At 61.7% G+C, this 24,202-nt stretch carries 17 protein-coding genes and 1 pseudogene; 7 read left to right on the top strand and 11 right to left on the bottom strand.

Going from position 1 to position 24,202, the window contains the following annotated elements; genetic code table 11:
• Positions 1–218: 218 nt before the first annotated feature.
• The 3 genes from SB756_RS08595 (at position 219) to SB756_RS08605 (ending at position 3,397) form a co-directional block, all read left to right on the top strand.
• Positions 219–1,373, top strand: a complete 1,155-nt coding sequence (locus tag SB756_RS08595; RefSeq protein ID WP_341795700.1) for a hypothetical protein — start codon at positions 219–221, stop codon at positions 1,371–1,373.
• A gap of 73 nt (positions 1,374–1,446) precedes the next feature.
• Positions 1,447–2,574 (top strand): glycosyltransferase 61 family protein, encoded by a 1,128-nt coding sequence (locus tag SB756_RS08600; RefSeq protein ID WP_341795699.1) that lies wholly within the window; start codon positions 1,447–1,449, stop codon positions 2,572–2,574.
• Between the two features lie 34 nt (positions 2,575–2,608).
• Entirely contained in the window at positions 2,609–3,397 is a 789-nt protein-coding gene (locus SB756_RS08605) for an AraC family transcriptional regulator (protein WP_410910659.1), read from the top strand.
• Here the strand turns inward: SB756_RS08605 and SB756_RS08610 are convergent.
• Entirely contained in the window at positions 3,390–3,971 is a 582-nt protein-coding gene (locus SB756_RS08610) for a LysE family translocator (RefSeq protein ID WP_063423508.1), read from the bottom strand. The two genes, SB756_RS08605 and SB756_RS08610, sit on opposite strands and share 8 nt — an antisense overlap.
• Positions 3,972–4,240: 269 nt before the next feature.
• Between SB756_RS08610 and SB756_RS08615 the strand changes: the two genes are divergently transcribed.
• The gene (locus tag SB756_RS08615) at positions 4,241–5,812 is read left to right on the top strand and encodes a TerC family protein (RefSeq protein WP_341795696.1); all 1,572 of its coding nucleotides are present in this window, start codon (positions 4,241–4,243) and stop codon (positions 5,810–5,812) included.
• Here SB756_RS08615 and rarD read toward each other — a convergent pair.
• Together rarD and SB756_RS08625 are read right to left on the bottom strand one after the other, a co-directional pair.
• Positions 5,775–6,662 carry an EamA family transporter RarD gene (gene rarD / locus SB756_RS08620; RefSeq protein WP_024717647.1) on the bottom strand — a complete coding sequence of 296 codons (888 nt, stop codon included), beginning with the start codon at positions 6,660–6,662 and terminating at the stop codon, positions 5,775–5,777. The two genes, SB756_RS08615 and rarD, sit on opposite strands and share 38 nt — an antisense overlap.
• Before the next feature lie 32 nt (positions 6,663–6,694).
• Positions 6,695–8,281: an EAL domain-containing protein gene (locus SB756_RS08625; protein ID WP_341795695.1), complete on the bottom strand. Its 1,587-nt coding sequence runs from the start codon at positions 8,279–8,281 to the stop codon at positions 6,695–6,697.
• Positions 8,282–8,580: 299 nt separating this feature from the next.
• Here SB756_RS08625 and hppD point away from each other — a divergent pair, with 299 nt between their 5' ends.
• Positions 8,581–9,657 (top strand): 4-hydroxyphenylpyruvate dioxygenase, encoded by a 1,077-nt coding sequence (hppD, locus tag SB756_RS08630; RefSeq protein ID WP_063423504.1) that lies wholly within the window; start codon positions 8,581–8,583, stop codon positions 9,655–9,657.
• A 22-nt stretch (positions 9,658–9,679) separates the two neighbouring features.
• On the opposite strand, the gene SB756_RS08635 is transcribed toward hppD, so the two are convergent.
• The gene (locus tag SB756_RS08635) at positions 9,680–10,486 is read right to left on the bottom strand and encodes a CSS-motif domain-containing protein (RefSeq protein ID WP_341795694.1); all 807 of its coding nucleotides are present in this window, start codon (positions 10,484–10,486) and stop codon (positions 9,680–9,682) included.
• 132 nt (positions 10,487–10,618) lie between these two features.
• Complete coding sequence (locus SB756_RS08640) at positions 10,619–11,305, bottom strand: type 1 glutamine amidotransferase domain-containing protein (protein ID WP_410910660.1); 687 nt, start codon at positions 11,303–11,305, stop codon at positions 10,619–10,621.
• 405 nt (positions 11,306–11,710) lie between these two features.
• Between SB756_RS08640 and SB756_RS08645 the strand changes: the two genes are divergently transcribed.
• The gene (locus SB756_RS08645; protein ID WP_410910661.1) at positions 11,711–13,558 is read left to right on the top strand and encodes an ATP-binding protein; all 1,848 of its coding nucleotides are present in this window, start codon (positions 11,711–11,713) and stop codon (positions 13,556–13,558) included.
• Positions 13,559–13,561: 3 nt separating this feature from the next.
• Here the strand turns inward: SB756_RS08645 and SB756_RS08650 are convergent, their stop codons facing one another.
• The 3 genes from SB756_RS08650 to SB756_RS08660 all read right to left on the bottom strand — a co-directional run bounded on the left by SB756_RS08650 (position 13,562) and on the right by SB756_RS08660 (position 17,498).
• Entirely contained in the window at positions 13,562–15,175 is a 1,614-nt protein-coding gene (locus SB756_RS08650) for a response regulator (protein WP_410910662.1), read from the bottom strand.
• A gap of 79 nt (positions 15,176–15,254) precedes the next feature.
• Entirely contained in the window at positions 15,255–16,310 is a 1,056-nt protein-coding gene (locus SB756_RS08655) for a tetratricopeptide repeat protein (protein WP_049276408.1), read from the bottom strand.
• A 318-nt stretch (positions 16,311–16,628) separates the two neighbouring features.
• Positions 16,629–17,498 (bottom strand): LysR family transcriptional regulator, encoded by an 870-nt coding sequence (locus SB756_RS08660; protein ID WP_341795690.1) that lies wholly within the window; start codon positions 17,496–17,498, stop codon positions 16,629–16,631.
• 145 nt (positions 17,499–17,643) lie between these two features.
• Between SB756_RS08660 and SB756_RS08665 the strand changes: the two genes are divergently transcribed.
• Complete coding sequence (locus SB756_RS08665) at positions 17,644–18,816, top strand: multidrug effflux MFS transporter (RefSeq protein ID WP_410910663.1); 1,173 nt, start codon at positions 17,644–17,646, stop codon at positions 18,814–18,816.
• Positions 18,817–18,918: 102 nt separating this feature from the next.
• Here SB756_RS08665 and SB756_RS08670 read toward each other — a convergent pair.
• The 3 genes and pseudogenes from SB756_RS08670 to SB756_RS08680 form a co-directional block, all read right to left on the bottom strand.
• Positions 18,919–19,343: pseudogene (locus tag SB756_RS08670) on the bottom strand (hypothetical protein); the annotation flags it as partial.
• Between the two features lie 257 nt (positions 19,344–19,600).
• Positions 19,601–21,016: an efflux transporter outer membrane subunit gene (locus SB756_RS08675; RefSeq protein ID WP_410910664.1), complete on the bottom strand. Its 1,416-nt coding sequence runs from the start codon at positions 21,014–21,016 to the stop codon at positions 19,601–19,603.
• Positions 21,013–24,192, bottom strand: a complete 3,180-nt coding sequence (locus tag SB756_RS08680) for an efflux RND transporter permease subunit (protein ID WP_410910665.1) — start codon at positions 24,190–24,192, stop codon at positions 21,013–21,015. Before SB756_RS08680 ends, SB756_RS08675 begins: the two co-directional genes overlap by 4 nt.
• Positions 24,193–24,202: the final 10 nt, after the last annotated feature.

Genomic DNA, 24,202 nt, shown 5'->3' on the forward strand with positions numbered 1-24,202 from the left:
CGTGGGTTTTCACGCAGGAAATTTGACGCCATCAAACTTGATCTAAAGTCAGCCAGAAGCCGCTTGCCAAAGCGTTTGCAGGCATCTTAAATTGTTACTGAATGTGATAGGCAAGTTTCAGGGCAAACTATAAAAATCAAGGCGTTAAGTGTTTTTGCTGATTTTTTCTCTTTTTCAGATAGACCATAGAGCACACTTCAAAGGACGTCGAAGAAGAAATGAAAGAGACCTTGACGGCTGTGGCGCGAAAGCTCCTGTCACCCTCCATGCGCTACGAAATGAGGCTGCTGGCCAGCAAAGTTCGGGAAATGGCGGCGCGTGCCTGTTTCTGGCGTTGGGAAGTAGCCAGGTTTCGGCTACAGCAGGAAAGCCCTTACGAAATTCTCTACATCGGCCGCAAGCAACAGCGGGAAATGGCCAAGCTGTTGATCGGTGGCAAGGGCCAGGGCAGCGCTTCTATCGTGGACAGTGCAAGTGCGACGGCGGCTGCCAACCATGTCGTGGTCATCAGCGAAATGCCCTCGTCGGGGGCGCTGTCAGTGCCCCATTACCTGAGCGCCGTAGTGCCGCTGGGCCGCTCGCTGGAGGACATCACGGCGCGCTACGACAGCGAACTGCGGCGCAGCATTCGCAAGAATCGCCCGCTGTACCGGATGCGCCAGGCCCTCTCGGACGACGAGATCGCCATGGCAGACCGTGAGCTGCTGCGCCCCTATGCCACCGCCAGGCAGGGTATCCATGCTGCGCAGTTCCCCACGGAAGAAGTGTTCCGCATTGCCAAAAGCGTCGGCAGGCTCGACCTGATCACGTTGGGTGACGAAGTGATCGGCTGCCATTTGGGTTGCGAAGTGGTGCGCGGTGGGAAGCGCTACTGGAGCACGTTGCGTTTCGGCTATTGCGAGGCGGTGTTCAGTGATGCCAAGAGGTTGCGCGAGGTCAATTCGATTACCACTTTCATGGCGCTTGAATGGGCCTTGGAGCAGGGCTTCGATTATTACGACATCGGCCTGTGCCTGGCGCGCCCGGACGACGGCCTGCTGAAATGGAAGCGCCGTCGCGGGGGGGACATCGACTCTTTGGGCAACCATGCCTACCTGTTTGTTCGCTTGCCCAAGACCGGTACGGCGAAGTTCTTGTGGGATACCCCTATGTTTGCAGTGGAGGGCGACAAACTCACGCTGCACCTGGGGTTGCCGGAGGGCCCGAGCGATGAGGAGGTTGCCAGCCGTTACCACGAGATGGTGTTTGGCGGCCTGCACAAGATTTATCTCTATGGTGGCAGGAGTGCGGGTGAACCGTTCGTGGAAACCCTGCGCAGCCGGTACGCCAGCCTGCAGTCGCCGCCCACCATGGAAAGAGTCACATGCAACTGAGTGGTTGCCAGGGATGCATTGATCTGGCGCTTGACGCCAGGGTTTAGACTTCGTCATCAGGGGAGGACGCTTCATGGGAAGCGACATCTCGCAGTTCAGTGCATCGCCCGAAACCAAGCAGCACACGTGGACATTGGCCGCCTACCGCTACATGGCGCGCAAGCGGCTGGGCAAGAACACGGCCCTCGACCTCAAGAGCATCGCCACCAAGAGTTGGGACATTGCCCCGGGCGAAACCAGGGTGTCGCCGCCGGCCATTTTCCTGCCTGGCCAGTTGGAGCGGGTAACGGGCTGGGAGGGCAAGCGTTTTTACCCCTACGTGCATCCTGCTCGCACCATGGAGGGCGGCATCAGCACGCTGGAAGGGCCAACCCGCGGCTATCTGATCAAGGATGTATGGCTGGTCGATGGCGCGTTGTACAAGGGCAAGGCCAGCCACTGGCTGTCGCAGAAGCCCAATACCTTCCCGACAATCATCGTGGACAACGAAATAGACCGCGCCGCCATTTACTGCACGCAAAACGGCAATTCGTGGTTCGGCACCTGGCTGATGGAAGATTGCCCAACCTATGCGCTGGCCTGTAACGAGGGCATACCGGTGACCACTGCGCCATCGGCCAGGTACCCGCTGTTCACCCAGGCGCCGGCCTATGAAGACTGGCTGGGCATGCAGCCGCTGCGGCTGCGCAGTGCGTTTTTCCGTGAGCTGGTGCTGTTCGATGATCACGGCAACAACCGCAGCCGGCATGCCCGCTACCGAGCCATGGGCGATAAACTGCTGTCGCACGTGGCGCATGCCCCACACCCAGGAGTATTCCTGCTACGCGGCGGTGACGGTGACCTGCGCCTGTTGCGCAACGAGCTGGAGCTTGCCGAGCACCTGCGTGTGACCCGTGGTTTTCGCGTCGTCAATCCGCTGAAGTCCGACGTACCGAGTATTGTTGCGGCCTGTGCCGGGGCCAGAGTGGTCATCGGCGTGGAGGGCAGCCAGTTGGTGCACGGGGTGAATGTGCTTCAGCCTGGCGGCTGCCTGCTGACCTTGCAGCCGCCGAACCGTTTTGTCAGCTACTACAAGTACCTGACCGACCGTGACTACCAGCATTTTGGCTTTGTGGTCGGCATACCGGAGGGTGATGGCTTCGTGATTGATATCGGTGAAGTGGAGCGGACGCTGGACCTGTTTCCACAGGTAAACGTGTAGTATCGGTGCATGTCAGCAGCGAGTGGGCAAGGGGATGATCGAGGTTTCGCGGTTCTGGCGTGACCCTGCATTACCCTTTGTCGAAGCGCGGCGGGTAGGGGACGGGCGGCAGGTGTGCTACGCCGCGCACTCCCATGAGAGCTTTTCGATCGGTGTGATCACCGGCGGGCGAAGCACCTACCTCAACGGTGACCTTCGCATCCAGGTAGGGGCCGGTACCACCGTGCTGATGAACCCGGGCGTTGTGCATACCTGCAATCCCATCGACGGTGAGCCCTGGTCTTACCTGATGCTGTTCGTCGACCTCCCCTGGTTACAGGCGCAAGGCTTTGAATTGCCGACGCAAACCTGGAGTGACTCGCCTGCGTTGTACCAACGGTTATTGCAGGCGTTTGCAGACCTGTTCGATGCGGGTGTGCCTGACCGGGAAGGCCGCCTGGCCGCGCTGTTCGGCTCATTGCCGGGCTTTCTCGGCGCCAATGCCCGTGTCAGTGACGAAGGCCACCCACGGCTGGACGCGGCAGCAGCGTTCATACGCGCTCATCGCAGCGATCCGCTGAGCCTGGCAGATATCTGCACAGCGTGCGGCCTGTCGCGCGCCTACCTGATTCGTGCCTTTCGCCAACATTACGGGCTGACACCGCATGGCTATCTGCTCGACCAGCGCGTTCAGCTGGCCAGGGCGCAGTTGCGTCAGGGGCAGGCGATTGCCGAGGTTGCGCAGGAGGCCGGGTTTGCCGACCAGGCGCACTTGCAGCGGGCGTTCAAAAAGCATTTGGCTGCGACGCCGGGTCATTACCGCAATGCCACCGGGGTCAGATAACCAGGTACACAGCGCTGCCCGCCAGCAAAACCGCCAACCCTCGATTGAGCAGGCGCATGTGCCGTGGGTTGCTCAGGTACTGACGAATCACGCTGCCGGCCCATGCCCAACTGGCCACCGAAATGAAACAGATCGGCCCGTAGATCCAGGTGAACAACCACAGCAAGTGCTGCTCACCGCCGGTATAAGCGCCGACCCCGGCCACTGCCGCCAGCCAGGCCTTGGGGTTCAGCCATTGCATGGCCGCGCCGTGCCAGGCCGAGGGGGCGGGTGTTGAGTGCGCGCCAGTCAGCTGGCCATCGTCGCGGGCCAGTTTCCATGCCATGTACAGCAGAAACATCACCCCACCCCAGTGCAGCAGCACGCTCAACACAGGCCAACGCAGCAGCAGCTGGTGCAGGCCCAGCCCGACCAGCACCAGCAACAGACAGAAGCCCAGAGTGGCGCCGGCGACATGCGCCAGGCTGGCACGTAAGCCATGGCTGGCGCCGCTGCTCAGGGCAACGATGTTGACCGGGCCGGGGGAGATTGACGCCGCCAGTGCGAAGGCGGCCATGGACAGGGACAGGCTCATGTGAGAGATCCGGGTAGTTGCAAGGAACCCTGAGTTTCAGCTGTTGGTTGTCTAGAGTATTGAATAAAAGTACCCCCAATGCGGACCCACACGCGTTACAGGTTTTGTAATAGTTTTGCGCTATCAGAGAAAACTGCTGTGCCTGTAGGATTATTTTCCCAATTTTCTATCAAGGTATATATGAGCACCTTCGCGGAGCCCCCCAGTCTCTGGCCTCTCAGGCCGTCCCCCCTCTGTCCTCGTGACGCTTCCTTCGTGAGTACCCGCTAATGGAATGGCTAGCCGATCCCACGGCCTGGCTAGGCCTGTTGACGCTTATCGTCCTTGAGCTGGTGCTGGGTATCGACAACCTGGTGTTCATTGCCATCCTGGCAGACAAGCTGCCACCGCATCAGCGCGACCGCGCGAGGGTGATTGGCCTGAGCCTGGCATTGATCATGCGCCTGGGCCTGTTGGCCAGTATTTCGTGGATGGTCACCCTCACCGCACCTTTGATCGATGTGTTCGGCAAGAGCTTCTCTGGCCGTGACCTGATCATGCTGTTCGGTGGTGTGTTCTTGCTGTTCAAGGCCACCATGGAGTTGCACGAACGCCTGGAAGGCCATGTGACCCAGGCCAGTGGCACGCTGCGCCATGCCGCATTCTGGCCTATCGTCGCCCAGATCGTGGTGCTGGACGCGGTGTTCTCGTTGGATGCGGTGATCACGGCAGTGGGCATGGTCGATGAGCTGTCGGTGATGATGATCGCGGTGATCTTCTCGATCGGTATCATGATCGTTGCCAGCAAGCCGCTGACCCGCTTCGTCAACGCCCACCCCACGGTGATCATGCTGTGCCTGGGCTTCCTGATGATGATCGGCTTCAGCCTCACCGCCGAGGGCCTGGGCTTCCATATCCCGAAAGGCTACCTGTACGCAGCGATTGGCTTCTCGATCCTGATCGAGGTGTTCAACCAGCTGGCCCGTGCCCGCCGCAAGCGCAGCTTGCAGCAGCACCGGCCGCTGCGCGAGCGCACCGCACATGCCGTGCTGCGCCTGCTGGGCGGTCGCCGGGTCGAGGCTGACGAGGTGGGCGAGGAAATCGCCGACCTGGTCGAAGGTGGCGAGGAACAGGTGCTGTTCGACCGCCGTGAGCGGGTAATGATCAGTGGCGTACTGAACCTGGCCGAGCGGCCGATCCGTACGGTGATGACCGCACGTGCCGAGGTCGATGTGATCGACCTTGCGCAACCGGCCGAAGCCATTACCCAGGCCCTCGCCAACTCGCCGTACTCGCGCCTGCCGTTGATACGTAATGGCCGTGTCGACGAACCACTGGGCTTCGTGCACAAGAAGGAGCTGCTCAAGGAGTTGTTGTCGGGCCACCAGCCGGAGTTGGAAGGCATGGTACGGGCGCCGTTGAACCTGCTGGAGAGCTTCAGCATCCTCAATGCCCTGGAGCAGATGCGTGGGCAGTCGACCCACATCGCCTTCGTGGTCAACGAGTTCGGTGACTTCACCGGCCTGCTGACCATGACCGACATCCTTGAGTCGATTGCCGGTGAACTACCGGACGCGAGCGAGGTTGAAGGCCCCGGTATCGTCCAGGAGGGTGAAGGCTTTGTGGTGAGCGGTGCACTGAACCTGAGCCAGGTGCAGGCACGTACCGGCTTCAGTGCCCGTGCCACCGACGATTACCAGACCCTCGCAGGCCTGGTAATGAGCCTGCTCGACCGCCTGCCGATGGTGGGTGACCGCCTGGCCTGGAATGGCTGGACGCTGACCGTGGAGGCGGTTGAAGAGCGGCGGGTGCGCCAGGTTCGGCTTATACCGAACGGCGACGCTGACGCAGCAGGTGCTTGAAGCCTTCGAGCACCAGTACCAGCACCGCGGCCCAGATCGGCAGGTAAGTCAGCCACTGATCCGGGCCGATGGTTTCGCCCAGCAGCAGCGCCACCCCCACCAGCAGCACGGGCTCGACGTAGCTGAGCAGGCCGAACAGGCTGAATGGCAATAAGCGACTGGCCAGCACGTAGGCGATCAGGGCCGAGGCGCTGATGGCCCCAAGGACCGGGATCAGGGCATACAGGCCCGGGTGAGCCTGCAGGTCGCCGGACGAAAGCGGGCCCTGGATCACGAAGTACAGCGCCCACGGCAGCAGCAGGCACATGTCGCACCACAGGCCACCCAGGTGGTCGGTGCGGCAACGCCGGCGCAGTACGAAGTAGATCGGGTAGCCGATCGTCACCAGCAGGGTTTCCCAGGCAAAACTGCCATTCTGGTACAGCTCGTGGCCTACGCCCAGCGCGGCGCAGGCCACGGCTACCTTCTGCAGGCGCGACAGGCGCTCGCCATACACCAGCCGCCCGGTCAGCACCATGGCCAGCGGTAGCAGAAAGTAGCCCATCGACACTTCCAGGCTGCGCCCGTGCAGGGGCGCCCAGAGGAACAGCCACAACTGCACGCCCATCAGCCAGGACGTACCGACCATGCCCAGCAACAGCACGGGCGTGCGTTTTACCCGGGCCAGCAGCTCGCCTACCCGTTTCCAGTCCTTCGAGACAAGCATGAACAAGGTGAGGCAGGGCAGCGTCAGCAGGGTGCGCCAGCCAAAGATCTCTTCGCCATCGAGTGGCGTGAGCAGTGAGGTATAGAAGTACATCACAGCGAACAGACAGGACGCCATGACCGATGAAACAATGCCTTTTGACACAAATGCCTCGAATGGGGAGTTGAGCGGTTGGATCAGCCGCGCATGATCTCAGGGGGCGCGCCTTGCGGCAACCGTGACGCGCCCGGATGTGAGGCCAGTGCCTCAAGGAACTGCGCCGCGGGCATGGGCCTGGCGAACAGGTAGCCTTGCTGGAAGTCCACGCCATGGCGGGCCAGGTAGTCGCGCTGGGTGTCGGTTTCGACACCCTCGGCAACGATGCCAAGGCCCAATTTGGCAGATAGCTCGATGATGGTTTCGAGGATGTGCACGGACAGCGCATCGCCGCCGATCATGGCAACGAAGCTCTGGTCGATTTTCAGGTAGTCGACCTTGAACTGGCGCAGGTAATTGAGGCTGGATTGCCCGGTGCCGAAGTCGTCGAGTGCAATCATCACCCCCATGGCATGCAGTTTCTCGAACAGTTCCAGGGTCACCGGGGTGGGCTCGATCAGCTTGCGCTCGGTCAGCTCCAGGGTCAGTACCACCCGGCCAGGCGGGAAGTGCTGCAGGAAGGTGCGGCAGTCGTCCAGCAGGCGCAAGTCGCGGCAGTGGTCGGCGGTGATGTTGACCCCGATGTGAAAGCCATCCTCCAGCAGCCCAATGTAGGGCGCGAGGCTCTGGGCAGTGTGCATCATCAGCGCCCGGGTCATGGCGACGATCTGCCCGCTGTGCTCGGCATAGGGGATGAACAGGTCAGGGCGAACCAGGCCTTCTCGCGGGTGGTTCCAGCGCATCAGCACCTCAGCACCGGCCCAGCGGTAATCGCCCTTGCGCACCACCGGCTGGAAGTACGGCAGGAATTCGTCAGCCTGCAGGGCCCGATCCAGCTCGGCGCGGGGCGAGGTGGCGCGGCGAATCTGCCAGCGGCAGACCAGCGCGGCCACGGCCCCCAGTACCAGCAGCAGGCTGAGCAGGGCAGGGTAGTGGCTGCGCAGCAACTGGCCTTGCTTGTCGGCGCTGTAGCCGCCCTGCACGCTGAACGGGTAACGCGTCGAGCCCAGCAACACGTTGGCACTGGCTGCGACAGGTGGTGCGCCTATGTGTACAACGCCGTCCTTGCCCATCCAGGCGTTGCCCACGCGTATTTGCAGCTCTTCATCCGGGCCGATCAGGCGCAATGCGGTCAACAAATGGTCGCCATCCACCGTGGTGATCGCGCCGTTGTCGCCGTCGCTGGCGCGGTACACCAACAGCGGATGCCCCGGGGTGACCGAGTTGCCGTCCATCAGCCACAGCTTGCCATCGGTGTAATCGCTGGCGTTGACCGGCTCGTCGAATTCGCCGAACAGCGAGGTGCAATAAAGGTTGTTGTGCCTGAACAGGTTGGTCGAGCGCACGAAGGCATTGCGGGTCACCTGGGCACGCAGCGTAAGCTGGACCTGGTCGCAAGGGCTGGCAGTCAGGGGGAGTAGCGCATTGGCAGCACGGGACAGGTTGTCGAGGATGCGTTCGACGTGCTCCACCGCCTGGCGGGTGGTGGCCTGGCTGCTGGCCTGCATCTCGCGCTCTACTTGCCAGTTCATCACGGCAAGGCCGCACAATACCGGCAGCACGCCGACGACCCAGGGCAGCAGGTTGCGCCAGCTCAGGTGGGCGCGGCGTTTGGCGGTAAGAGGCATGCGGGAATGATCTGTGTGAAGGGTAACGAGAGGATAGCCGCTTGTCGGGACACGCGGCCAACTAAAACGCGACAAACGTTTTTACGCAATGTAGAATCCATTTACGAATACAACAATAAGGTCCTTCAATACCGAAGGATCAAGCCCGCCGAGAATGGGTCCATATGACATACCATGGGTTCAAGCTGATCATAGGTGACTTCCTCGCCCGCAGCGTGCGAGGCATCCCCTGCGCCCCGCCGTTCCTGTCCCACATCCTACGCAATCAATAATATTTCGCTGCAGATGAGGACACGAACATGGCTGATATCTTCGACAATCCAATGGGCCTGATGGGCTTCGAATTCATCGAACTGGCTTCGCCGACCCCAGGCGTACTTGAGCCGGTCTTCCAGATTCTGGGCTTCACCAAGGTGGCCAGCCACCGTTCCAAGGATGTGCACCTGTACCGCCAGGGTGGCATCAACCTGATCCTGAACAACGAACCCAAGAGCATCGCCTCGTACTTCGCGGCCGAACACGGCCCGTCGGTGTGCGGCATGGCGTTCCGTGTGCGCAATGCTCATGAGGCCTATGCCCGTGCCTTGGAACTGGGCGCCCAGCCGGTTGAAATCGAAACCGGGCCGATGGAGCTGCGCCTGCCGGCAATCAAAGGCATCGGGGGTGCGCCGCTGTACCTGATCGACCGCTTCGACGAAGGCAGCTCGATCTACGACATCGACTTCAACTTCATCGAAGGTGTTGACCGCAACCCGGTGGGTGCCGGCCTGAAAATCATCGACCACCTCACCCACAACGTTTATCGCGGGCGCATGGCCTACTGGGCTGGCTTCTACGAGAAGCTGTTCAACTTTCGCGAAATCCGCTACTTCGATATCAAGGGTGAGTACACCGGCCTGACGTCCAAGGCCATGACCGCTCCCGATGGCATGATCCGCATTCCGCTCAACGAAGAGTCGTCCAAGGGTGCAGGCCAGATCGAAGAGTTCCTGATGCAGTTCAACGGCGAAGGTATCCAGCACGTGGCCTTCCTGACCGACGACCTGCTCAAGACCTGGGATGCCCTGAAGGGCTTTGGCATGCGCTTCATGACTGCGCCGCCGCAAACCTACTACGAAATGCTTGAAGAGCGGCTGCCTGGTCACGGCGAGCCGGTCGACCAGTTGCAAGCACGCGGCATCCTCCTCGATGGTGCCTCGCAGCCCGAAGACAAACGCCTGTTGTTGCAGATTTTCTCGGAAACCCTGCTCGGCCCGGTGTTCTTCGAGTTCATCCAGCGCAAAGGTGACGATGGCTTTGGTGAAGGCAACTTCAAGGCGCTGTTCGAATCCATCGAACGTGACCAGGTACGCCGCGGCGTGCTGAGCACCGACTGATGCCCTCTGGGTAGCGCCGCCTTCATGTAGCATTGGCGGCTCTATCTCTGCTGCTGGAGCGTCCCCTGAACAGGCCCAGATAGACGATCAGGCCGGTCACGGTCCCCACCAGCATCAACGAGGGCAGGATCTGCAGCATGGACTGGCGGATTTCCTGGGCGGTGGAACCTTGCGCGTAGCCGCCTTTTACCCTGTACCCATATTTGGCCGATAACGCGGTTGCGAGAAACTCGGACTGGGAAGGGCGCTGTGCGTCACGGCTATCGCCTTCGCTCCAGATCCAGCGGTCGCCAAACTCCACCAGCAGCGTCAGGCCATCCTGAAAACCATCCAGTTCATTGCGCAGCTGTGAGGCATAAGCGGTCACGATTACGCCGCTTTCGTTGCCTTGCAGGTAAAAGTTGACCAGCAGTTTGCGGCGCCTGTCAGGTTGCCCATAGGACAGTTCGACCTGTTGGCCCGATGAGGCGAAGGCAGATAAGTAGTCCAGTGAGTCTGAAGTGCTGCTGCAGTAGGCTTCATTGCCCTTTACCAGGGTCAACGACCTGAGCATGGAACGGCTCACGACCTGCTCCTGTAAAGCGCTGTTAACGCTTTCGCAGGGCTTGCCTGCCAGTGGCAGGGTGCGCTGGGCAGCCTCTTGCAGTCGATTCAATGCCTGGTCAATGCTGAAAACCGCTTCCTGAACGGAAATGGCCGCGTTTTCCTCAAGCTTCATTTCCAGTTGAACAATCATCACCAACAAACCGGAAATCACAGGCACCAAGCCTACAGTGGCGAGCAGCAGGAGCTCCCGCAGGCGGCGCCCGGCGTGCATGATTTTCAACATAGGGCAATCGCTCTCCGGCCTAAGCTGTTCGTGGGGTACAGCTGAGCCCCGAGCCTAAGCGTTCATTGACCGGCCGGCTGTAGGCCGCGAGCAGTCTGCGCGAGAGGAAAACCAAAAGATTGATGTAAGGCTTTACCTAACCTCGAGTCTTGCCAGTACTTTCTCTGCGAGCAGTGCAGTGGAGTCCGGGTTCTGCCCGGTGATCAACCGACCATCCTCTATGACGTATGGCTTCCACGGCTCATCATGTTTGCTGTACTCGCCGCCGCGGCCGCCTAGCTCGTTTTCGGTCAAGAAAGGAACCACGTTATCCAGCTCAACCAGCTTTTCCTCGATATTGGAAAAGCCGGTCACCTTCCGCCCTTTCAGCAGCAGGCTGTTGTCGCTGAGCTTGATGTTGAGCAGGCCGACTACGCCGTGGCAGACCGCTGCAACAATGCCGCCTTTTTCGTAGATCTTGCGTGCGAGCTCTTGCAGCGGGTGGTTATCGGCAAAGTCGTACATCACCCCATGCCCACCGGTGTAATAGATGACGCTGTATTCGTCGGCCTTTACCTGGCCAGGGCTCAAGCTGGTGCCCAGTCGCGTCATGAAGGATTTGTCGTCATACCATTGCCAGTCCAGATCGGGAGCCATCTGCAGGCTGTGTGGGTCGATAGGGACATAGCCACCTTGTGGGCTGACATAATCGACCGTGTAGCCGGCCTTTTCGACTTTCTCGACAAAGTGCACTGCTTCACCCAGCCATAGCCCCGTGGCCCGTTTCAGGGTCGGATACTTGGCTGTATTGGTCAGCACTACCAGCATTTTCTTGCTCATGACCACGCTCCCGTCGGCAACCTGAATGGGCCGTTGCTCCCTGGCCCGGAGAAAACCTAATCAGCATAGCTGCCAGGCGCACGTACGCCATAGTGCGCAGCTTATGCTGTGCTAATTTGAACGAAACCCTCGGGGGTAGCCTCGGCACTCGGGGTGAATCTTTGCATTGCTGGAGTAACGCTATTGGCCGTACACGGTACGCCGCGCAAACCTGCGCGGCAGCTCCCCCTGAAAACGCCCGTATCGCCATCGCTCGACCTGATGAGCGATAGAATTGCGCAATTTGACTGGGGGCGTACAACCCTTGGGCCGTTGCCGCGATGGCCGGCATCGTTGCGCATTGCCGTTGACATGATGGTTTTGTCACCGTTTCCCTGCGCAGTGGTCTGGGGGACGGACCTCTGCGTGGTGCACAACGATGGCTATCGGGCGCTGCGGGTCGCCCGACCGGATGCACTAGGCAACGGGTTCGATGCGCTGTGGCGTGATCTCTGGCCGGCAATGGGGCCCTGGGTGTTCAAGGCGCTTGAAGGGCGTTCAAACTTTGTCGAGGACCCGCCCCAGCGTATCGTCTGCGGCGAAGGCAGCGAGCCGCTGTGGTGCGCGTTCGGTTATGCACCACTGCACGATGAACTTGGCAACGTGGCGGGTTTTTTGCACACGGTGATCGAGACCACGGCCAGCGTTGAGGCGCATCATCATTGGCGTGAGCAGGCCCAAGGCTTTGAACGGCAGATAGAGAGGCATGTGGCCGAGCGCGAGCAGATCTGGCAGTTGTCGCGTGATGCAATGATGACGATAACCCCTGAGCTGAGGGTGCATGCCGCCAACCCGGCCTGGTACCGCATCCTGGGCTGGACCCAGGAGCAGGTTCACGATGTGCCGTTACTGGAGCTGGTGCATCCGGCGGATCGCACCGAGGTCCAGGTGGCGGTCTCCGGGCTCCTGCAATACATCGATGCCGAGCAGGTGCAGACTCGCTTGCGCCACCGCGATGGCCATTATCACTGGTTTAGCTGGAGTGCACGGTTCGACGGCAGCCTGCTGACGGCAGTCGGTCGGGATATCACCGAAGACCGCGAGGAGGCCGCGCGTCAGTCTGAAGCCCTGATGCGCAACAGTGAACGCATGGAGGTTGTGGGGCAGTTGGCCGGGGGCATGGGCCACGAGATGAACAACCTGCTGTCTGGTATCGGTGGTAGCCTCGAACTGTTGCAGCGGCGCTTGCAGGAGGGGCGCATGGAGCGGATTGAAACCTATGTGGAGGTCGCTCGCGACTCCGTGCTGCGCGCCATGGAGCTGACTCATCGCCTGCTGGCATTCTCTCGGCATCACCCACTTGCACCCAAGACCCTGGACTTCAATCGGCAGTTACGGCAAAGCGAGCCGCTGCTGCTCAAGGCGCTGGGCGCAGAGATGCGCTTGCACTGGCAACTGGATGTCGCGCCGTGGGCGGTATGCCTGGACATTCCCCACCTTGAAAATGCCTTGGTCAACTTATGCGCCAATGCCCGGGAGGCTTGCCTGGAGCGTGGCAATGTCACTGTTCGGAGCGTCAACGAGCGGTTAACGGCCAGTTTTCCCGATGAGGGTGGCCTGCCGCCAGGCGACTATGTGGCCCTGCATGTCGAGGATGACGGCCGAGGCATGTCGGCGGAGGAAATGTCCAGGGCCTTTGAGCCATTTTTCACCACCAAGGCGATCGGACGTGGTTCCGGGCTAGGGCTATCGATGGTGTATGGCTTTGTCGGTCAATCGGGGGGGTATGCGTGGATCGAATCGGCTCCGACCCAAGGCACCAAGGTTTCAATGCTTTTCCCAAGATGCCATGAGCCAGTACCCGAAGAGCCCAAACCCCGGCTGCGCTCCCAACGTATTGCCCAGGGCGAGCGTTTACTGCTGGTGGATGACGAGCTCAACTTGCGTACCGTGATGCGCGAATACCTGACCGAACGCGGTTTTGTGGTCACTGATGCGAGTGACGCCAATACTGCGCTGGAGCGCTTCCGCCTCGATGATCCCTTTGACCTGGTGATTACCGACATCGGTTTACCGGGCGGCTTCAGTGGCCGCCAAGTGGCCAAGGCCATGCGCATGCAGGTCCCTGCTCAGAAGATACTGTTCATCACCGGCTATGCTGACCATTCTGTTGAAGCGCAGTTGCTCGATCAGCCGGGAACGGCATTGATGAACAAGCCGTTTTTGCTGGCGGACCTTGCCGATCAGGCGCTAACCATGCTCGACCAACAATAGGGTTCAGGACTTCGTGAGAATCCGCGCTACCTGCGCCTTTATTTCTTTCAATTCGAACGGTTTGCAGATCAGGTGCATGCCCGCGTCAAGAAACCCCTCGCGGGCCATGGCCGTTTCCGCGTAGCCGGTGATGAACAGCACCGGCAAATGCGGATGCAGGCTGCGTGCAATTTCGGCCAGTTGCCGACCATTCATGCCGGGCAAGCCGATGTCGCTGACCAGTAGATCCACGGGTTGTGCCGAGCGCAGCACTTTAAGGCCTTGGGTGGCGTTGGACGCGCTGTGGCAGGGGAAGCCGCTCTCGCGCAGCGCCTGACACAACAATTGACGGACATGGGGGTCGTCCTCGACGACTAGCACATGACGGCCTCGGGGACCTTGCACAGGTATCGGCTTGCTCGGTTCCCGGGCTTGGCCGATATGGCGCGGCAGGTACAGGTCTACCTGGGTGCCTTGGCCGATCTGGCTGTGCAGCGTGACATGCCCGCGGGACTGCTTGCTGAAGCCATACACCATCGACAGGCCCAGGCCGATGCCCTGGCCGATCGCCTTGGTACTGAAAAAAGGCTCGAAAGCGTGCTCCATCGTACTTCGCGCCATGCCCTGGCCGTCATCTATGATGCTCAGGCGCAGATAGTCACCGGCGCACAGCGCTCCGCTGGTGAATTGTGTGTTCTCGATGTGCTGGTTGCTCGCCTCAATTCGTAACTGGCCGCCATTGGGCATGGCTTCGCTGGCATTGAGCAGCAGGTTGTCCAGGGCATCCTGCAACTGCTTGTTATCGGCTTCTACGGGCCACAGCCCTTTGGCGATGTGCACGTGCAAGGTTACGGCAGGGTTCAGGCAGGCCTTCAGGCGTTTCACCTCAAGCAGGCTGTGCAGGTCGACGCGCTGGCTGTGCAGCGATTGGCGGGAGGAGAACGCCAGCAACCGGTGGGTCAGGCGGGCAGCCCGTGCAACTGCCTCACGGCCCATGCGCAGCACGCTGTCCAAGCCATCGCAGCGGCCTTGATGCAGTCGCCGTTCAATCAGCTCGAAGCTGCCGCCAATGCTGGTGAGCAGGTTGTTGAAGTCATGAGCAACTCCTCCGGCCAGTTGGCCAATGGCTTCCATCTTGCGTGCCTGGTAGTGGGCGAAATCGTTGCGTTCCTGCTCCGGGTCTGACGATGCGACCGGGGTGTTCAGACGCTGCTGCAGGTCCTGCAACTGGTCGCGTGTCAGGTATTGTCGGCGCCGGTTACGCAGGGCAGATTGGGTCATGTGCAGCAGTTGGGCATTGTCGAACGGGGCGACCATCAGCAGAAGATTGCCCACCGGGTGGTTACTCGCGCCCGTGGCCGACCAGGCACCCTGGATCAGCAGCACGATGGGCAGGTCCGACCAGCTTTGTTGCTGGTCGAGGAATGCTTGGAGCAACGCGCTTGGGCCCTGGCTGAACACTTGCTCGGCAATGATTGCCAGGCCTGCGCCTTCAGCCAGGCAGCTGTGCAGGTTGGCCAGGTCGACGGCGCACAGGCTATCGATGCCGGCGGAGGCGAGCAGGCGCGAGGTATCCGCCGCTAATGGCGGAGGTGCCAGAATCAAGGCACGTTCATCCAGCGCCAGTGAATGGGCCAAAACGACTCTCCTGTAGGGCAGCCTGATACCCACTGGACCCTGGGCACACGCTCAGGGTTCAACAATATTCAGGTGTTGCCTACAGGCCCTGTTGTAATACGGGGTCGTCCGGGTTCTGACGCTCCAGCTCGGCCAGCAGCACTTGTACGTTCTGCAATTGCCCGGTCTCTTTCGAGTACTGGATCAGTAGCACCCGCGCCCGGCGGTTGGCCGGTTGCCTGCTGAGCACGGTTTCCAGCTGCTTTTGCGCGGCGTCGAGTTGTTCCAGTTCGTGCAGCGTGACTGCCAGCGTATAGCGGTAGTCGGCGTTGTCCGGGTCCAGTTCGACGGCGCGGGACAAAGCCAGCAAGGCGTACTCGCGCTGCTCGTGGCGGTTCAGCCAGAGCCCCAGCTCGTACTGCAGGAAGGCTGAGTCGGGGCTTAGCGCCAAGGCTTTGCCCAAGACCTGGCGCGAGGCATCGTGGTGGCCCTGACGCTCCAGCAGGCGCACCTGGGTGGCCAGGGCGTCGAGGTTGCCGGGTGCAACCTCCAGCGCTCGCTGTAAGGCCGTGGCTGCCTGGGTGTAGTCGTTTTCGTGCAGGTACAGGCGCGCCAGGTGTACCTGGGCGTCGGCATCCTCGGGTTGTTGCTCGAGCGCCTGCTGGTATTGTTCCAGGGCTGCCTGCAACGGGCCGAAATACAGGCCGATGGCATCGGGATCGAGGCCCAGTAGGGCATCCACGGCAGCAAAGCGCACGCTTTGTTCGTCGTCGTCCAGCAATGGGCCGAGCACCAGGCTGCGCTGCGCCGCCGGCAGCAGGCGGCGGATACCGGCAATGGCCGCACGGCGCACCAGCGGGTCGGCATGCTCCAGGTCCTGGCGGGCGAGTTTCAATGCCTGGGGGGAGGGGTAGTTGGGTAACTCGGCATAAAGTGCAGCTCGGCGGATAGGGGGCAGGTCGTCGCGTTGCAATTGCTGGTACAGCACGCGCGCAGCGCCGGGTTGGCCGTCATGGGCCTGGCGCAGCGCCTTGGCATAGCTGTGTGCAGGCAAGGTGGGCGGGGCTGGCTGCTCATCGCGCCACAGGTAACCGAACAGGGCCGATACCAGGATCAACAGCAGCAGGGCGATCAGGTAGCGGTTGCGTCTGTGCATCGGACGGTCCGTGGCGGCGGGAAGGGCAGAGCTTGGGCCAGCCGGGGGGTAAATGCAACCGAGTGCAGGCACCAAGGCGGTCGCGCGCGTATCTCGCAGGTTCGATTGGCCCGACACAAACGTAGGAGCGAGCGCAGCTCGCGATGCGCCGCGCGGGCGGCGCTCGATCTCGCAGGCGCTGAAGATTCAACGACATAAAAAATGGCCTAGTCGCACTGCATCGGGGACTAATGCCTGCAAATGGCACACTTGTCTCAGTATCGTAGTCTCTTGGCCGTCGCTCCTCATAGCAACTACGTGGCATGGCAAGCCCGACATTCAATCGGCGAAAGCCGATGTGATCGCCTCCACGACGACACGCACTCTGGCCGTGCGCGCCAAGTCTTGATGCAGCACCAACCACGCCTCGTAGGGCTTGGCCCGACGGCGCTCCGGCCATAGCCGCACCAGCGCGGGATCGCGCCGGGTCAGGTACTCGGGTAACTCGCCTATGGCCAGGCCGGCGCGTACGAAGGTCGCGAGCATCAGGCTCGAATCCAGTTCGGCAACCACGCGACCCTGTGCCCTGGATTCGCCCGCCAGCGTGTCGTCCTGCCGCCCGGTCACACCCTGCTGGTAAAGCGCAATATCGTGATTCGCAAGGCCTTGTCCGGGCTGCGGTTCGCCATGTTTTGCCAGATAGCCTTGGGTAGCATACAGGCCGACTTCCCAGCAGCCGAGTTGGCGAACGATCAAATCCGGCTGCTCTGGCCGCAAGGTACGTACAGCAATGTCAGCCTCCCTCCGCGCAAGATCGAGCAGCCGCGTCGTAGTGCTCAGGATCACCCGCACCTCAGGATGGATGGCGCGCAGTTGTTCAATGGCAGGAACCACGAAGTCCACCGCCAGTGCGTCGGTGGTGGTCACGCGAACCTCACCGGCCGCGCGCGCATCGGCACCTTCGCCACGGCGCTCGAAGGAGACGGCCATGCGCTCCATATCCTCGGCCATGCGTAGCACTTCCAGGCCGGTGTCGGTCAACATCAAGCCGCCCGTGGTGCGCAGGAACAGCCGACTGCCCAGCGCCCGCTCTAACCCGGTCAGACGCCGGCTCACCGTGGTCTGGTCAATGACTAGTTGCTGCGCCGCTCCGCGCAAGGTACCGGCGCGCTGGACTGCCAGAAATATGCGTACGTCGTCCCAATTCATCACTGCCTCAGTGTTCATGCTGCAAATTTGCAGCCCTATGTAGCTGTTTTGTGCATTTTCACATAGAACGCATATCCGTAGCATGTGGCTCATCCCTTCTGAACCTATAACGCGCAGCCCGCACGCCTGGCTGCCGGGAACTGCCATGCCTCGCTTGTCCTTCATTCTCACCGTCGCCATGCTGAGTGCCTTCGGCCTGATTGCTTCGGACGTGTATCTGCCCGCCATGCCAAACATGGCCACGGAGTTCGGCGTTGCCGACTGGCAGATGCCGCAGACGATCTCGTTTTACCTGCTGGCACTGGCAATTGCCCAGTTGGCCTACGGGCCACTATCGGATCGCAATGGCCGCAAGCCCGTACTGCTGGCTGGCATCGCCCTCTACATCGTCGGCTCGGTGGGCTGCGCTATCTCCGCCAGCTACAATGGGTTCCTGGCGTGGCGCATGCTGGAAGCCGTTGGCGCGGCTGCGGGCCTTGTCGTTGGCCGTGCACTGATTGCCGACACCTGCGACAAGCGCACTTCTGCCAAAGTCTATGCGGTGATCTACCCGTTGGTGTCGCTGTCGCCAGCCCTGGCGCCGGCCATAGGCGGGCACTTGGCTGCGACTTTCGGCTGGCGGTCTGACTTCCTGTTCGTCGCCGCATTCGGTGTCGTGGCACTGCTGATGGTGGTGACGCTACTACCGGAAACGCTCCCCATCGCTGCCCGCACCCGTACCTCTCCCTTTGCCGGCTTCAGCCAGGTCTTGCGCGACCGAACTTTTCGCCGCTACACCTTGGTGGTCTGCACGATCTATTGCGCCTGGTTTGTCTACTTGACGCAATCGCCGTTTCTGTTCGCGCGCCTGGGCTTGAGTGAGGAACAAAGCGGTTGGCTGTATCTGCCGCTGACGGCCGGCATCATCGGTGCCAATCTGCTGGCCAAGCGCTTGCTGGATCGCTGGCCCTACGATCGCATCCTCGCCGTCGGCATCATGTGCTTCGTGCTTGGTGGCGTAGGGTTTCTGGCCGTGATGGCATTGGGGCTGCATGGCGCAGTCACAGTGGTGCTGCCGATGTGCCTGGTCAGTCTCGCCAATGGTTCATCACTGTCGTTGGCCGTCTCCGGAGCCATTGCCAGCGAGCACGGGCATGCGGCCACCGCGTCGGGACTGGTAGGGTTCTGTCAGATTGGCAGCGCCGCGCTGGTGGCAATGGGTGTTAGTGCGGCGTTCGGCACCGGCCTGGGCGTGCTTGGGGGCGCAGTACTGGTGCTCGGCCTGATCGCGCTATCCACCTGTCTCCCGCGTCCTAACCGCCGAACGAGTGAGGTCTGAGTACCTTCAGGTACGCCTCGTGAATCCCCGGTCCCCAGCCGCAGCTTGCGCATCGTCATCGTGAAGTTCCCCTGTTGAAGAAAAGCGGCTGGTACGGCCACAACGCCGATGCTCTAGATCGACCCATTCCCATTCGAGCGTGACGGTTTCGGAGCGGCGGGCAGCGAACTCGAATTGCAGGCGAATCGCAAGCGGGATGACGTAGTTCTCAAGCCCTGCGGCTTCGATCTTGTCGAGCTGCCGGAACAGCTTGCCCACGTCCTCGTCGCTGATGAGGTGGGTGGACTTGCCGGCAGGGAACTTCGGGACGTGGCGGCAAGGATTGGTGCCGTCTGGCCGATAGCCCCAGCTTCACATCGTGAACCTTCTTGCGACCCAGCAGCGGGATGATGCAGCATGAACACCTTGCGACCGGCCGGCGTAATCTTGCAGAGGAAGCCGGGAACGAGGGTGTCGCGTAGCTCGATGGCTTGCGCTTGGGGTTGTGCCGCATCGACTGCGGACTTGGTGAGCTTGATCTTTGCCATGATGACTCCTCGGAAAGACCCGACTCCCAGGAGCCTCGTAGGAGTCAGCAGAAGGGAAGCCGGGTCAAGTTTCAGAAAGCACCGGCATATGTTGAACTCGCCTAAGTCGTTGATAAACCTGCTGTATACGGCTGTGGCGTAGTCCAGCAAAGCGCGGTGCTGGAGTCATCCTGAAATAAAAAAGCCCCGCGGACCAAGGCCAGCGGGGCAAACGGTTGGGGGAGGAGCCAACCAAAGGAGTCGTTGAAACGGGGGTGTCAGCGTGCGCTGGCCACGGTCTCCGGTTGCCAGCCGCCGCCCAGGGCCTTGTAGATGGAGACGATACCGCGGTACAGATCGACCTCACCCTGGGCCTGCGCATCCTCAGCGCTCAGCCGCTCGCGCTCGGCGTCGAGCAGTACCAGGTAGTCCACCGTACCTTCGCGATATCGAATCGAGGCCAGCTCCGCTGCCTTGCGGCTGGCGTCGCTCTGGCGCATCAGCGACAGCAGCCGCTGCTGGGTCTTGTCGTAATCGCTGAAGGCGTTGGCCGATTCTTCCAGGGCCAGCAATACCTGCTGCTCGTAGTTGGCCAGCGCCCCTTCGGCATCGGCCTTGGCGCCGCGCAGGCGGGCCCGCACGCTGCCCAGGTCGAAGGCTGCCCAGGTAATGCTTGGGCCCAGCGCCCACGCATTGGCTGCCGAGGAGCCGATCTGCGAGCCGCGTGCGGCGGTAAAGCCAAGGAAGCCGCTGAGGCTGACACGGGGGAACAGGTCTGCGGTGGCCACGCCGACGTTGGCGGTGGCGGCAGCCAGCTGGCGCTCGGCACTGCGGATGTCCGGGCGACGGCGCAGCAGTTCACCCGGGTCACCCACCGGCAACGCCTTGGCGATGGCCGGCAGGTCCTTGGGTGACAGGTCTACGCTGAGCGCGTCCGGGCGCTGGCCGAGCAGGGTGCCGATGCGGTGCCGTGCCCGCGCCTGTTCGGCCTGCAGTTGCGGCACGGTGGCTTCAACCCCGGCCAGGCGTGCATCGGCACGTACCACGTCGAGGTCGTTGCCCACGCCGGCATCGCGCAGGGTTTCGGTAATGGTCCGCGATTCCTGCTGGGTCTTGAGGTTGGCCAAGGCGATCTTCTCGCGCAGTTGCGCACCGCGCAGTTGCCCATAGGCATCGACCAGTTCGGCGATCAGGCTGACCTGCAACTGTTGCAGGTCGGCGGCGGCTACCGCTTCCTGGGCTTCGCTGGCCTCGATCTGGCGCTGGATGCGCCCGAACAGGTCAAGCTCCCAGGCCATGTCCAGGCCCAGGTCATAGCGCTCGCTGTTCACCCGCTGCGTGGTCTGGCCAGGGATCTGGCCCTTGCCGATCTCGCTGCTGGCGCGGCTGGTGACCACCGGGAACGGGTCGTTCTCGGCGTCTTCGCGGATGGAACGGGCGGACTTCAGACGGGCAAAGGCCACGCGCAAATCACGGTTGCCGTCCAGCGAAGCCAGCACCAGCTGATTAAGCACCGGGTCGTCGAACTGCTTCCACCACAGGCTTTCGAAGCGGCTACGGTCGTAGGCCTTGGCCTGCACATCGCTGCTCAACTGCGCAGGTTCGGTGGCCGGGGCCTGGTAGTCCGGGCCTACCGCACAGGCCGCCAGGGCCAGTGCCAGCAGGCTTGGGGTCAGGGGTTTAAGCAGGTTCATGCATGGTTCTCCAGCACTTGAGCGTGTTCGGCCTTGCGGGCTTGGCGACGCTCGACGAAACGGCGGATCAGGAAGAAGAACACGGGGGTGAGGAACAGGCCGAACACCGTTACGCCGATCATGCCCGAGAACACCGCCACACCCATGGCATGGCGCATTTCCGAACCTGCACCAGAGCTGAACACCAGCGGAACCACACCCATGATGAAGGCAATCGAAGTCATCAGGATCGGCCGCAGGCGCAGGCGGCAGGCTTCCAGCACCGCAGCCAGCGGATCCAGGCCTTTGGCCTGTTCATCCTTGGCGAACTCGACGATCAGGATCGCGTTCTTGCACGCCAGGCCCACCAGTACGATCAGGCCGATCTGGGTGAAGATGTTGTTGTCGCCACCCGACACGATCACACCGGTGATGGCCGACAGCAGGGTCATCGGTACGATCAGGATCACCGCCAGCGGCAGGCTCCAGCTTTCGTACTGGGCGGCCAGCACCAGGAACGCCAGCAGCACGCACAGCGGGAACACCAGCAGCGCGGTGTTACCCGAGAGGATCTGCTGGTAGGTCAGGTCGGTCCACTCGAAGGTCATGCCGTTGGGCAGTTCCTCTTTCAGCAGCTTCTCGATAGCCGCTTCGGCCTGGCCAGAGCTGTAGCCCGGGGCTGCTGCACCGTTGATTTCTGCGGTGATGAAGCCGTTGTAGTGCATCACGCGGTCCGGCCCGGAGGTGTCGCTTACCTTGAGAAAGGTCGCCAGCGGGATCATCTCGCCCAGGTTGTTGCGCACCTTCAACTGGCCGATCTGCTCGGCATCGAGACGGAACTGCTGCTCAGCCTGGACGTTGACCTGGTAGGTGCGGCCAAAGCGGTTGAAGTCGTTGGTGTACAGCGAGCCCAGGTAAACCTGCAAGGTGTCGAAGATATCGTTGATCGCCACGCCGTGGGTCTTGGCCTTTTCCCGGTCGATGGCGGCATCGACCTGCGGCACATTGACCTGGTAGCTGGTAAACAGGCCTGCCAGCGCTGGCACGTTGTGGCTCTTGGCGATGATGTTCTGGGTTTCTTTGTACAGCGCTTCGTAACCCAGATTGCCCCGGTCTTCGATTTGCAGGCGGAAGCCGCCGATTGTGCCCAGCCCCTGTACTGGCGGCGGTGGGAAGATTGCGATGTAGGCTTCCTGGATGTCAGCGAACTGGGCATTCAGCGTGGCGGCAATAGCGGCCGCCGACTGGCTAGGGTCCTTGCGCTCATCGAACGACTTGAGCGAGACGAACACAATGCCGCTGTTCGGGCTGTTGGTGAAACCGTTGATCGACAGGCCAGGGAAGGCGATGGAGTCGGCAACACCGGGTTGCTTGAGGGCCGCCTCGCTCATTCTTTTGATCACCGCCTCGGTACGGTCGAGGCTGGCCGCGTCCGGCAGTTGGGCGAAGGCCACCAGGTACTGCTTGTCCTGGGCCGGCACGAAGCCGGTCGGCGTGGAGGAGAAGCCGAGGTAGGTCAGGCCCATCAAGCCGGCATAGACGAACAGGGCGATGCCGCTGGAGCGAATGACACGGCGCACGCCACCCACGTAGCGGTGGCTGGCGCGGTCAAAGAAACGGTTGAACGGCGAGAACAGCCAGCTGCCCAGCAGCTTGTCGAGGTACCGCGAGAAACGGTCCTTGGGCGCATGGTGTTCCTTCAGCAGCACGGCAGCCAGGGCCGGCGACAGGGTCAGCGAGTTGAACGCCGAGATCACGGTGGAAATGGCGATGGTCAGGGCGAACTGCTTGTAGAACTGCCCGGTAAGGCCGGAAATGAACGCCGCAGGTACGAACACGGCGCACAGCACCAGGGCGGTGGCGATGATTGGCCCCGTCACTTCGCTCATGGCCTTTTGCGTGGCTTCTAGCGGTTTCAGCCCCAGCCCGATATTGCGCTCGACGTTTTCCACCACGACGATGGCGTCGTCCACCACGATGCCGATGGCCAGCACCAAGCCGAACAGCGACAAGGCGTTGAGCGAGAAGCCGAACAGGTGCATCACTGCAAAGGTACCGATCAACGATACCGGCACGGCCAGCAGCGGGATGATCGAGGCGCGCCAGGTCTGCAGGAACAGGATGACGACCAGTACCACCAGCACCAGTGCTTCGAACAGGGTGTGCACGACTGCTTCGATGGACCCGCGCACGAAGATGGTCGGGTCATAGACGATGCTGTAGTCCATCCCTTCAGGGAAGTCTTTCTTCAGCTCGGCCATTTTCGCCCGCACTTCGTCGGAGATCTCGATGGCGTTGGAGCCTGGGCGCTGGAAGATCGGGAGTGCCACTGCTGGCTGGTTGTTCAGCAGCGAGCGCAAGGCGTACTGGCTGGAGCCGAGTTCGACCCGGGCGATGTCCTTCAGGCGCGTGATTTCGCCATCGGCACCGGCACGGATGATGATGTTCTCGAACTCTTCCTCGTTGACCAGACGGCCTTGGGTGTTGATCGACAGCTGGAAGCTGGTGGAACCGGGGGCAGGCGGTGCGCCCAGCTGGCCGGCGGCCACCTGGCGGTTCTGCTCGCGGATGGCCGCGACCACATCGCTGGCGGTGAGGTTGCGCGAAGCGGTCTTGTTCGGGTCCAGCCACACGCGCAGCGAGTAGTCGCCCATCCCGAACAGCTGCACGTCGCCTACGCCGCCCAGACGCGCCAGCTCGTCCTTGATATTGAGGATGGCGTAGTTGGACAGGTAGAGCATGTCGTAGCGGTTGTCCGGCGACGTCAGGTGCACGACCATGGTCAGGTCGGGCGAGGCCTTGTCGACGGTGATACCGATACGCGTCACTTCCTCGGGCAGCTTGGGCTGGGTACGGGTGACGCGGTTCTGCACCTGCACCTGGGCGTTGTCCAGGTCGGTGCCCAAGGCGAACGTGATGGTCAGCGTCAGCTTGCCGTCAGCGGTGGACTGGGAAGACATGTACAGCATGTTCTCCACACCAGTGATGGCCTGCTCCAGCGGCGCGGCGACGGTTTCGCCGATGACCTTGGGGTTGGCGCCGGGGAAGTTGGCACGCACCACCACGGTGGGCGGCACCACTTCGGGATATTCGCTGATCGGCAGCTGGAACAGCGAGATCGAACCCGCAATCAGCAGCACCAGCGACAGCACCGCGGCGAAAATCGGCCGGGTAATGAAGAATTTCGAGAAGTTCATCGGTATGTTC

Origin of the sequence: Pseudomonas sp. SIMBA_068 (assembly GCF_046534705.1) — a bacterium.
Classification (GTDB): domain Bacteria; phylum Pseudomonadota; class Gammaproteobacteria; order Pseudomonadales; family Pseudomonadaceae; genus Aquipseudomonas; species Aquipseudomonas putida.